Here is a 10,478-nt window from a genome sequence, read left to right as displayed (position 1 = left end):
TCAGTTGCCCCTTCCGGTGGTGCCGAACTGCTGGGAGAAGCGGACGTCGCCCTCGACCATGTCGTGCATGTCGGCGATGCCGTGGCGCAGCATGAGGGTGCGCTCGATGCCCATGCCGAAGGCGAAGCCGGAGTAGACGTCGGGGTCGATGCCGGCCGCGACGAGGACGTTCGGGTTGACCATCCCGCAGCCGCCCCACTCGATCCAGCCGGGTCCACCCTTCTTCTGCGGGAACCACAGGTCCATCTCGGCGCTGGGCTCGGTGAAGGGGAAGAAGCTCGGACGCAGGCGCGTGCGGGCCTCGGGTCCGAACATCGCGCGGGCGAAGTGGTCCAGCGTGCCCTTGAGGTGCGCCATGGTCAGGCCCTTGTCGACCGCGAGGCCCTCGACCTGGTGGAAGACCGGGGTGTGCGTGGCGTCCAGGGCGTCGGTGCGGAACACCTTGCCCGGGCAGGCGATGTAGATCGGGACGTCGCGGGAGAGCATGGTGCGCGACTGCACCGGGGAGGTGTGGGTGCGCAGCACCAGGTGCGGGTCTCCGTCGGCGTCCGCCGGCGGCTCGACGTAGAAGGTGTCCTGCATCTGACGGGCCGGGTGGTCCGGCCCGAAGTTCAGCGCGTCGAAGTTGAACCACTCGTGCTCGACCTCGGGGCCCTCGGCGATCTCCCAGCCCATGGCGACGAAGAAGTCGGAGACGTCCTCCATGAGCGTCTCGAGCGGGTGCCGGGCGCCCCGAGGCTCGCGCGCGGTGGGGAGGGTGACGTCGACGGTCTCGGTGCGCAGCACCTGCTCGTCGCGCTCCGCCTCGAGCACACCCTGCCGCTCGGCGATGGCCTTGTTCAGGCGCCCGCGCGCCTGTCCGAGGAGCTTGCCGGCGACCGCCTTGTCCTTGGGCTCGAGCCCGCCGATGGCGCGGTTGGCGAGGGCGAGCGGGCTGCGGTCACCGGTGTGGGCGAGGCGCGCGGCCTTCAGCTCGTCGAGAGTGGACGCAGCCGCGACGGCGGCCAGTCCCTTCTCGACCGCTGCCGAGACGGCGGCCTCGTCCAGCGGGTGGAGGGACTCGTCGGTCAAAGTCATGACTACCTTCCGGGCGGTTCGGGGCGGCAGTGCACGCGTGCGGGCACGGGCGGCTGCCAGCGGGTCAGTCTAGGTGGCACGCCCGCCCGGGCGGAGTTCGGTCTCGAGGCGCGGCTCAGACCAGGCCCAGGGCGGGCCCGGTAAATCGGCGTGGACGGCCGACGTCCTGCGCATGAGGCACGCGTCGATGCTAGCCCAGGGCGGCGGCGCGTCGCCGGGCTCGCGGCAGCACGTCGCCCGCTCAGTGCGGCGGCGGGCCGCGCAATCCTCCCCGAGGCGTTGCCGTTGCTCAGAAAGGCGGTGGATCGTCCGGGTCCTCGTCCGCCGACCGCCGCGGGGGCGGCCCAGGTGGCCGGACGGGTCTGCGGACGTAGGTATGGCCGGTGGGAGCGGTCCAGGTGACCTCGCCTGTCACCGGCTCTCGGTCGGAGTCCCACAGGCCGACGGTCTTGACGTCGTGGTGGCTGTGACACTTGGAGTCGACCTTCTCGGTCGCAGTCTGCTCGACGATCTCGGCCTTGGCGGCGTCGTAGGAGTCGACATGGTCGATCTCGCAGCGCCAGGCGGGCGTACGACACCCCATGAACACGCAGGTCACGTCCCGGGCGAGGACCGTACGGGTGAGGTCGGCACCGGGCCGGTAGGCCTTCGACGACAGGGCCACGAACTCGCCCGTTGCCGCATCGGTGAAGAGCGCCCGCCAGGTGCCGTCCTGAGCGATCTGGCGAGCCAGTTCGGCGGGTATGGGCCCGTAGCCGCCCAGCTCGGCAGGCTGGTCGTCCAGCCCGAGCAGCGTGCCGCCCGCCACCGTCACCTGGATGTGAGGGCCGCGGCGCTGGAGCGTGGGCAGCGTGGCACCAGCCGGTGTGGTGCCCGTGTCGAGGATGGTGCGGAAGACGTCGGTGAAAGCGTCCGCACGGCGCTGGTCCATGGTCCGGGCGTCCCCCGGCCCCTTGGCGGCCACCGCCATCGCGTCGACGGCGATGCGCACGGCCTCGGCGTCGTCAGCACGGAGATAGCCGCTGAGGAACGACATGGCGTCCGATCCGGGGTCCACGCGCAGGTGCCGGTCGCTGTAGGACTTCGCGTGTCGCTTCCTCGCCGCGGCGGGGTTGGCCGTGAGCGCCTCGCGGCGCATCATCTGCCGCAGCTGCGGTGCCGTGTAGAGGTCGGCGTCCGGGAGCAGCTTGTCGTGCACCCTGCGGCGCTCGTCCGGCGACAGCCATTCCTCGAGAAGCAAGACGTTGGCCTTGCGCGAGTCGATGTGACCGACCGCGAGTGCGTCGGCGACCGCGGGGAACTCCTCCAGCGCCTCAGCCGTCGTGATGCGCCCCTCGGCGGCGTACTTGGTGAGGCTCAGCCGTGCCTCCACCTCGTACACCGTGGAGCGGGCGGAGCGGGGGCCACCCGCCGAGCGCCGCCGGCCGAGCTCAGCGATGGCTCGCGCCTGCTGGGCCGCCGCCCACGACGCCTCTCGCTCCCACGCCGCCACGATCTCGACGAGCGTGGCGTCGTCCGCGTCGGCCAGCGATGCACGTTCGAGCTTGCGCGCCAGCTCCGGCCCCGGCCGGTGCGCCTCCAGCAGAGCCGCCGCGGGCGACCGCAGCCGGTGCGGCGACGGCTCCTTCGCCTCGTCCGGGTGCGGCGTGGTCAGTTCCGACAGCGGGAGGATCCAGGGCGCGGCGTTGGCCAGCTGGACGAGCTCGCCGGCGATGTCGGCAGCGGGCGTCCCGCAGTCGGCGTGGTCGAGGCTGAGGGCGAGCATGGGCTCGCCGTCGAGCATGCTGACGGAGATGGACGGCGGCCGACTGCGCCGCACGATCCCCTCCTCGACCGCCGTCTCCCCGTCCATGCATCGAACGTACATTCGACCACTGACATCCGGGGTTGGCATGGGGAAAACGTCCGCGCCTCGCCCGTCGGCACCGCTGAGGACGTGGACCGAGCGACGACTCGGGCTGACCGACGGCTGAGGGGTCGGGGGCGCGTCGCCCGATCTTCAGCGTCCCTTGATCGCTGGGAGGCGCCGGTGGGAGCCTGGTCGGTGGGCCGGCCGCGCCCCGCGGACCGGGCGTCCGACGAAAGGACCGCTCATGTACGGCACGCCAGACCCGTTCAAGGACGCCGGCCGCGTGATCCTCCGGTCCGGCGTCGGAGGGGTCCTGATCGCCCACGGCTGCCAGAAGCTCTTCGGGTGGTTCGGTGGCCACGGGCTCAAGGGCACGGCAGCGGCGTTCGAGTCGATGGGCTTCAAGCCGGGCTTGCCCAGCGCGATCGCGGCCGGGCTCGGGGAGGCCGGAGGCGGCGCCTGCATCGTGCTCGGGCTGGCGACCCCGCTCGCCGCGGCCGCCGCGAGCGGCACGATGGCCGCGGCGGCGTCGGTGCACTACCCCTCGGGGTTCTTCGCGCAGAGCGGCGGGTACGAGTACGCGGCGCTCCTCGGCGTCTCGACGGCGGCGCTCGCGCTCACCGGCCCGGGGGAATGGTCGGTGGACAGGTTGCTCGGCTACCGGTTGAACAGGCCATGGATGTCGGTGGCCGCACTCGCGGCCACGGCCGTCGCGACGGTGGCCGTGGTCCGTGAGCGCAACCGTGCTCTGGCGGAGTCCGCGAAGGAGGCTCCGGCCGCGCAGTAGGGCCGACAGCCGTACGGCGTGGCACAGGCCGCACCGCTCTACCGAGTGCCGAACGCCAGATCCGCGACCGCCTCGTGCAGCGGCGTGCCTCCCTTTCCCGCGCCGAGGTAGGAGACCTGCAGCCGCGCGTGCGTGGCCGTCCAGGGCGGGCCGGTGTAGACGGAGAGCGCCTGCGCCCGCCGGGAGAGCTCGCCGTCGTCCGAGCGTCGGTTCCGCGCCCGGGCGAGGGTGACGTGCGCCCGCCGCCGGTCGCGACGCTCGAACGAGGCGTACCGCGCACCGACGTCCTCGCACGCCGCCATGAGCTCGACGAGCCTGCCGCTCTGCCCCTCCCCGGTCGCCTCGTCCCAGAGCCAGCGCCCGCCGTCGCTGCGCGCCTCCTCGTGGACGCCGACCCACAGCGTCTGCCTCGAGAAGACTCCCGCGCCTCGCAGCTGCAGCCGGAGCGGCGGGAACGCAGCGGCGGCTCCGGCGAGGTCGTCGGAGAGGTCCTCCACGGCGCCGTCGGGAACCTCGCCGTAGAAGGCGAGCGTGATGTGGCGCTGCTCCTCCGGGACCCAGCGCAGTGCCGGCCTGCCGCCCCGCGGGCCCGGCACCGGATCGAGCTCCGACACCGAGCGCACGGCCAGGGCGAGGTGCTCCTGAACCTCCGGCGGCAACGGCAGCGAGACGAAGAGCCTCATCCGCTCAGCTGGCCCGGGGACGGGCGGCCGGACCAGACTCCCGACGGCCGGCGCCAGGCCCCGGACGGGCGGCACCCGACTCGGCGACCTCGGCGAGCGAGGCGGCGAGCGCGGACATCAGTTCGGCCGCCTCGGCCGGGCGGAGCCTGACTGTCGCGACGCACTCGTCGGCCCGCCAGACGCTCAGCACGACGACGCCGGCCTCGGGGTGCGCGGAGATGCGCACGCCCCGGCCGCCGCCCCGCGGGTCGGGGACCCAGCGGGTGCGCGGCGGGATCGGGACGACGCTCATCTCCGGATGATCCCTCGCGACCGTGGCGCCGTCAACGAAATGGCGCCGCAGGTCACCTGACCGCGGCCGCGGCCTCCGCGATCTGCTCGACGTAGGTGTCCAGGCCCCAGCTGACCGACAGGGCGGTGGGCGGCGACATCGCGGCGATGAGCTCGTCACCCGTGATGCTGGCGACCGCACCGGACCGCACGGCGGGGATGGCCTGCGCGTACGACTGCCCGAGGAACGTCTGCGCCTCCTCCTCGGTGCTCGCGTAGGTGACCAGGACGTCCGACTCGAGCCGGTCGGTCTCCTCGTAGCTGAGGGAGTAGACGAAGCTCTCCTCGTCCGTCGCCAGCTCCTCCACCGCCGGGGCGCTCTCGAGGCCGAGGTCGAGCAGGAAGTCGACGCGGGAGTCCTCGGGCTTGTACACCCAGAACGTCCCGCCGACGTCCCACACCGCGGCGACGGTCTTGCCCTCGAGCTCCGGGTGGGCGGCCGCGGCGTCGGCGATCTCGCCGTCGAGGTCCGCGACGAGGCTCTCGGCCTCGTCCGGCGTCCCGAGCGCGGTGCCGACGGTGGTGATGACCTCTCGCCAGGGGGTGGTCCACGGCTCGTCCGGGAAGGCGACCGTCGGAGCGATCTGGGACAGCAGCTCGTACTGCTCGGCGCTGATGCCGGAGTAGGGGGCGAGGATGACGTCCGGCGCGAGTGCACCGATCTCCTCGTACGCGGGCTCCTCGACCGAGGCCGGGATCATCGTGGGCTCGGCGCCCGCCTCCTCCAGGGCCTCCGCGACCCAGGGCAGCTGCCCGTTCTCGTCGGCGGCGTACGTCTGTGCCTCGATCCCGACGGGGACGACGCCGAGGGCGATCGCCGCCTCCGCGCTCCCCCAGCCCAGGGTCACGACCTTCTCGGGCCGCTCGGTGATCTGCGTCGAGCCGAACGCGTGCTCGATGGTGACGGGCTCGAAGTCGCCTGAGCCCGCGGCGGCGGTGGTGGCGGTCTCGTCGGCGGTCCCGCTCGAGCCGCAGGCCGTCAGGGCGAGCAGCGCGGCGGCCGTCGCGGCGGCCGCGAGGGGTCGGAATGAGGTCACGGGGACTCCAGGGGGTGTGTTCGGTGTTGGGTCGGGTGTCAGGAGGTACGCGCCGGGACGGGGCGGACGGGGTCAGCCGGCGTGGGCGGGGGTCGCCGTGGAGCTGGGCGTCGCGGTGGCCCCGGGCGCGACGGCAGGGCGGGACGCCGCAGCCGGGCCGGACGCGACGGCAGGGCGGGACGCCGCGGCCGGGCCGGGCTGCACGCCGTGGAAGCGCCCGATCGGCACCACCATCGGCGAGCCGCACACCGGGTCGGGCAGGATCCGCGCCTCGACGCCGAACGCCCGGCCCACCAGCTCGGCGGTGAGGACCTCCGCCGGCGCGCCGGTGGCGACCACCTGCCCGTCGGCCATGACCACGAGGTGGTCGGCGTACCGGGCGGCCATGTTCAGGTCGTGCAGCACCATGACCACGGTGGTCCCGCGGTCACGGTTCTGCTCCAGCAGCAGGTCGAGGACGTCGATCTGGTGGGCGACGTCGAGGAACGTCGTGGGCTCGTCGAGGAGCAGGACGTCCGGGTCCTGGGCGAGAGCCATCGCGATCCACACGCGCTGGCGCTGCCCGCCGGAGAGCTCCTCCACCCGTCGCGGCGCGAGCTCGAGGGTGGACGTCGCCTCCAGGGCGGCCCGCACGACGGCGTCGTCCGTGGACGTCCACTGGCGGAACCAGCCCTGGTGCGGGTACCGACCGCGGCCGACGAGGTCGGCCACCGTGATGCCCTCCGGCGCGGTGGCGGACTGCGGGAGGATCCCGATCGTGCGGGCGACCTCCTTCGCGGGCCGCTCGTGGACGGCCCGGCCGTCGAGGACGACGAGGCCGGAGCGCGGCCGCAGCAGGCGAGCGAGCCCGCGCAGCAGGGTCGACTTGCCGCACCCGTTCGCCCCCACGATCGCGGTGACCGCGCCGGCGGGGACCTCGAGGGCGAGGTCACGGACGACCAGATCGCCGTCGTAGGCGAGGCTCAGGGCCTCGGCGCGGAGCTCGTGCTCGGGTCTGCGTCCGCTCATGCGCCGCGTCCTTCCCGGTTGGCGGTGGCGAGAAGCCACAGCAGGTACGGGGCCCCGAGGACCCCGGTGACGATGCCGACGGGCACCTGCAGGCCGAGCAGGTGCTGCCCGGCGAGGTCGGCCGCGAGGACGAGGGCGACGCCGACCAGCGCGGAGGGCACCAGGGCGAGGCCCGCCGTCGGGAGGAGGCGGCGCGCCACGGGCGCGCAGACGAAGGCGACGAACGCGACCGGGCCGGCGGCGGCGGTGGCCGCCGCGGCGAGGGCGACGGCGAGCGCGAGGGCGGCCAGCCGCGTCATCTCGACCCGGACCCCCAGGCCGCCGGCGGTGTCGTCGCCGAGCTGGAGGATCCGGACACGAGGGGCCAGCAGCCCGACGGCGGGCAGCAGCACCGCGAGCGCCACGGCCAGGGCGACGACGTCGGCCCACGCCGGGGTGCCGAGGCTGCCCACCATCCACACCAGCGCCTCGCGCACGTCGTTGACCGCGGCGCGCGAGATCAGGTACGCGAGCCCGGCGTTGACGAGGAACGCGACGGCGACGCCGACCAGCACGAACCGGTAGCCGCTCACCCCGGAACGCCAGGCCAGGGCGTAGATCGCGACCGCGGCCGCCACCGCGCCGCCGAGCGCGGCCAGGGACACGGCGGCGCCCGAGAGCCCGCCCAGGAGGATCGCTGCGGCGGCGGCGAGCGACGCACCGCCGCTGACCCCGAGGATGTCGGGGCTGGCCAGCGGGTTGCGGAGGGTGGTCTGGAACAGCCCGCCGGCCAGCGCGAACGCCGCCCCGACCAGCACCCCGAGGAGCAGCCGCGGCAGCCGGAGCCGGAAGAGGACGAACTTCTCCCCGCTCTCGCCCCGGCCGGTCAGGGTGCGCAGCAGGTCCGGCGCCGACATGGCGTTGTCGACGCTCAGGTGCAGCCACACGAGGACGAGCACGAGGGCGAGCAGCACCGCGACCACGGCGCGCGTGCGGGTGCCGGCGCGGCGGTACCGGGCGACGGCGAGCGCCGGGGAGGACGCGACGCCCGGCCGGGCGGGGGCGACGACCGCGCGCGCGCCGTTCACAGCCCCGCCAGCTTCACGCGCCGCACGATGGCGATCAGGACGGGGGCGCCGACGACGGCGACCACGATGCCCGCCTCGAGCTCACCCGGCCGCACGACGAGGCGCCCGACCACGTCCGCGGCGACCAGCAGCGCGGGCCCGAGCACGAGGGAGAACGGCAGGATCCAGCGGTGGTCGGGCCCGGTGAACGGGCGCACGAGGTGGGGCACGACGAGACCGACGAAGACGACCGGGCCCGCGAGCGCCGTCGCCGAGCCGGCGAGGAGCACGATCGCCGTGGCCGCGCCCCCCCGGGCGAGGTGGAGGTTCTGACCCAGGCCGCGTGCGACGTCGTCGCCCATCGCCAGGAGGTTGAGGCTCCGCCCGGCGGCGAGCGCGAGCACGGCGCCGACGGCGAGGAACGGGAGCAGCGGCACCAGCGCGTCCGTGCCGCGGCCGGCGAGCGAGCCGACGGACCAGCGGCGGTAGCTGTTGAGGGTGTCCGAGTCGGCGATGAGCACGAGCGTGATGAGCGACGTCGCCCCGGCCGTGACCGCGGTGCCGGCGAGCGCGAGCTTCACCGGGGTGGCGCCCTCCCGGCCGATCGCACCGACGCCGTAGACGAGCGCCGCAGCCAGCGCCGCGCCGGCGAGCGCGAACCAGACGTAGGCACCCGGGCTGGTCACCCCGAGCAGGGTTATCGCCAGGACGACGGCGAGCGAGGCACCCGCGTTGACCCCCAGGAGCCCGGGGTCGGCGAGCGGGTTGCGGGTGACGCCCTGCATGACGGTGCCCGCCAGGCCGAGGGCGGCGCCGGCCACCAGGCCGACGACGGTGCGCGGAACGCGCTGGTCGATCACGACGTCGTGGTCCGCGTTGCCGGGCACCCGGTGGAGCAGCGCGTCGAGGACGTCGCCGGGCGCGACGTCACGGGCCCCGAGCGCGAGGGAGGCGAGCACGACGACGCCGAGGAGGGCGACGGCGGCGAGCAGACCGGCGCGCAGGGCGGCGGCGTCCCGCCTCGCCGGGGCGGTCGCGGGCGCGCGGCCGCCGAGGACGGTGGTCATCCGCGCGGGTCCTACTGCGCCTCGGCGCGGCCGAGACGCCAGTACCCCATGAACGCGACCCGGCGGCGGCACACGCCCACCTCGGAGACGAGGAGGCGGCGCAGGGACTTGACCGTGCCCGCCTCGCCCGCGAACCAGGCGTAGAAGTCGCTGCCGCAGCGCGCCCCGCGCCCGCAGCGGTCGTGCGGCAGCACGCGCACGACCGGGGAGTCCCAGAGAAGCTCATGGTCGACGTCGACGTCCTCGAGCGGCTGGTCCTCGACCGCCAGCGCGGAGGCGACCACACGGGCGTGGCCGTCGATCCACCGGCGCACGGCCGGCACGAGCAGCGCCCCGTGCGGCTGGGCCTCGCGGGCCAGCCAGGTGATCTCGGCGTGCTCGGGAAGTGCCACGTCGAGGACGTCCTCGGCGGTGGGGACCTCGACGAACGCGCGTGCCCGGCGGCCCGCGGGGAGCGTCTCGAGGATGGAGCAGATGGCGGGGACGGCGGTCTCGTCCCCGGCGAGGAGCAGCTCGGTCGCGGTGCCGGGTGCCCAGTCGATCCCGATGTGCGACTCGCGCGAACGGGCGTCCGGGCCGACGAGGATCACCTCGTCGCCCGGCGCGGCGGCGGTCGCCCACCGGCAGGCCGGTCCGCCGTCGTCGTGGACGACCATGTCGACGTCGACCTCGCCGAGCTCGGGGCGGACGTGACGGACGGTGTAGGTGCGGAAGGGCCCACGCTCGTCCTCGGGCAGGTCGCGCCAGCGGGCGTACCAGGTGCCGGCCCGCAGCGTCTCCGGGTCCTCGGCGCCGACGTCGCAGAGGCGGCCGTCGACCGGGAGGACCAGCTTCACCCGCTGGTCGAGGCCGTCGGTGCCGAACCAGCGCAGGTCCTCGCCCGTGAACGTCACCCGGGTGAAGTGCGGCGTGAGCCGGGCGACGCGAGCGACGCGCACGGCGAACGGGCGGTAGGCCGGGCGGTCGTCCTTGACGACCTCCGGCGTGACGCGCGTCGCTGAGGTAAGCATTGCCTAACCATATAACGCCACTCGTAAGTGCCGTAATACCCGGCGGTTCTCACCGGTTTCGAACGCCCATGACCTGGATCACATTGCGGAAAGGCAGTACCTTCGGGTATGCGCATCTCCGACGTGCTCCGACGCAAGGGTGACAGCGTGGTCACCATCCGCCGCGACGCGACGGTCGCCGAGCTCCTGGACCTGCTCACCGAGCACCGCATCGGCGCGGTGGTCGTCTCGGACGGGGAGGGGCGGGTGGACGGCATCGTCAGCGAGCGGGACGTGGTCATCCACCTCCGGCGCGCCACCGCACCGCCCCTCGAGGAGAAGGTGGGGGCGATCATGACCACCGAGGTCACCACCTGCACACCCGCTGACGACATCGAGAGCCTCGCGCGCACGATGACCGAGCGGCGCGTCCGGCACCTGCCCGTCCTGGTGGACGGGCGGCTGGCCGGCATCGTCAGCATCGGCGACATCGTCAAGCAGCGGCTCGACGAGCTGCAGGACGAGCGTGACCAGCTCGTGGACTACGTCCAGCAGGGACGCCCCGCGCCGCACTGAGCGGCGGCCGCCCGGCGCGCACCGGCCCG

Annotated in this window: 11 protein-coding genes; 2 read left to right on the top strand and 9 right to left on the bottom strand. The window is 74.2% G+C overall.

Going from position 1 to position 10,478, the window contains the following annotated elements; genetic code table 11:
- Window positions 1–1,077, bottom strand: coding sequence for a phenylalanine--tRNA ligase subunit alpha (gene pheS, locus ABD774_RS06100; RefSeq protein WP_345038793.1), 1,077 nt, complete (start codon window positions 1,075–1,077; stop codon window positions 1–3).
- 289 nt (window positions 1,078–1,366) lie between these two features.
- Window positions 1,367–2,929, bottom strand: coding sequence for a DUF222 domain-containing protein (locus ABD774_RS06095; protein ID WP_345038791.1), 1,563 nt, complete (start codon window positions 2,927–2,929; stop codon window positions 1,367–1,369).
- A 241-nt stretch (window positions 2,930–3,170) separates the two neighbouring features.
- Between ABD774_RS06095 and ABD774_RS06090 the strand changes: the two genes are divergently transcribed.
- The gene (locus tag ABD774_RS06090) at window positions 3,171–3,713 is read left to right on the top strand and encodes a DoxX family protein (protein ID WP_345038788.1); all 543 of its coding nucleotides are present in this window, start codon (window positions 3,171–3,173) and stop codon (window positions 3,711–3,713) included.
- 38 nt (window positions 3,714–3,751) lie between these two features.
- Here ABD774_RS06090 and thpR read toward each other — a convergent pair whose 3' ends face one another.
- The 7 genes from thpR to ABD774_RS06055 form a co-directional block, all read right to left on the bottom strand.
- Complete coding sequence (thpR, locus tag ABD774_RS06085) at window positions 3,752–4,396, bottom strand: RNA 2',3'-cyclic phosphodiesterase (protein ID WP_345038786.1); 645 nt, start codon at window positions 4,394–4,396, stop codon at window positions 3,752–3,754.
- 4 nt (window positions 4,397–4,400) lie between these two features.
- Window positions 4,401–4,688 (bottom strand): hypothetical protein, encoded by a 288-nt coding sequence (locus ABD774_RS06080; RefSeq protein WP_345038784.1) that lies wholly within the window; start codon window positions 4,686–4,688, stop codon window positions 4,401–4,403.
- 52 nt (window positions 4,689–4,740) lie between these two features.
- Entirely contained in the window at window positions 4,741–5,763 is a 1,023-nt protein-coding gene (locus ABD774_RS06075; protein ID WP_345038782.1) for an iron-siderophore ABC transporter substrate-binding protein, read from the bottom strand.
- A 72-nt stretch (window positions 5,764–5,835) separates the two neighbouring features.
- The gene (locus tag ABD774_RS06070) at window positions 5,836–6,771 is read right to left on the bottom strand and encodes an ABC transporter ATP-binding protein (RefSeq protein WP_345038780.1); all 936 of its coding nucleotides are present in this window, start codon (window positions 6,769–6,771) and stop codon (window positions 5,836–5,838) included.
- Window positions 6,768–7,838 (bottom strand): FecCD family ABC transporter permease, encoded by a 1,071-nt coding sequence (locus ABD774_RS06065; protein WP_345038777.1) that lies wholly within the window; start codon window positions 7,836–7,838, stop codon window positions 6,768–6,770. The genes ABD774_RS06070 and ABD774_RS06065 overlap by 4 nt, the downstream gene beginning before the upstream one ends.
- On the bottom strand, window positions 7,835–8,884 hold the full coding sequence (locus tag ABD774_RS06060) for a FecCD family ABC transporter permease (protein WP_345038775.1): 1,050 nt from the start codon (window positions 8,882–8,884) through the stop codon (window positions 7,835–7,837). Before ABD774_RS06060 ends, ABD774_RS06065 begins: the two co-directional genes overlap by 4 nt.
- 11 nt (window positions 8,885–8,895) lie before the next feature.
- Complete coding sequence (locus ABD774_RS06055) at window positions 8,896–9,894, bottom strand: siderophore-interacting protein (protein ID WP_345038773.1); 999 nt, start codon at window positions 9,892–9,894, stop codon at window positions 8,896–8,898.
- A 108-nt stretch (window positions 9,895–10,002) separates the two neighbouring features.
- On the opposite strand from ABD774_RS06055, the gene ABD774_RS06050 reads away from it, so the two are divergent.
- Complete coding sequence (locus ABD774_RS06050; RefSeq protein WP_345038770.1) at window positions 10,003–10,449, top strand: CBS domain-containing protein; 447 nt, start codon at window positions 10,003–10,005, stop codon at window positions 10,447–10,449.
- Window positions 10,450–10,478 lie beyond the last annotated feature (29 nt).

This window comes from Georgenia daeguensis (assembly GCF_039537705.1).
Classification (GTDB): Bacteria; Actinomycetota; Actinomycetes; order Actinomycetales; family Actinomycetaceae; genus Georgenia; species Georgenia daeguensis.
Note: the sequence above shows the minus strand (reverse complement) of the source record. Positions and strands in the feature narration are given on the sequence as shown.

What these genes read in the sequence shown, in the direction of transcription:
- ABD774_RS06095 (WP_345038791.1), bottom strand. Translation starts at nt 2,929, where the DNA reads ATGGACGGGGAGACGGCGGTCGAGGAGGGGATCGTGCGGCGCAGTCGG.
- pheS (WP_345038793.1), bottom strand. Translation starts at nt 1,077, where the DNA reads ATGACTTTGACCGACGAGTCCCTCCACCCGCTGGACGAGGCCGCCGTC.
- thpR (WP_345038786.1), bottom strand. Translation starts at nt 4,396, where the DNA reads ATGAGGCTCTTCGTCTCGCTGCCGTTGCCGCCGGAGGTTCAGGAGCAC.
- ABD774_RS06090 (WP_345038788.1), top strand. Translation starts at nt 3,171, where the DNA reads ATGTACGGCACGCCAGACCCGTTCAAGGACGCCGGCCGCGTGATCCTC.
- ABD774_RS06055 (WP_345038773.1), bottom strand. Translation starts at nt 9,894, where the DNA reads ATGCTTACCTCAGCGACGCGCGTCACGCCGGAGGTCGTCAAGGACGAC.
- ABD774_RS06050 (WP_345038770.1), top strand. Translation starts at nt 10,003, where the DNA reads ATGCGCATCTCCGACGTGCTCCGACGCAAGGGTGACAGCGTGGTCACC.
- ABD774_RS06080 (WP_345038784.1), bottom strand. Translation starts at nt 4,688, where the DNA reads ATGAGCGTCGTCCCGATCCCGCCGCGCACCCGCTGGGTCCCCGACCCG.
- ABD774_RS06070 (WP_345038780.1), bottom strand. Translation starts at nt 6,771, where the DNA reads ATGAGCGGACGCAGACCCGAGCACGAGCTCCGCGCCGAGGCCCTGAGC.
- ABD774_RS06060 (WP_345038775.1), bottom strand. Translation starts at nt 8,884, where the DNA reads ATGACCACCGTCCTCGGCGGCCGCGCGCCCGCGACCGCCCCGGCGAGG.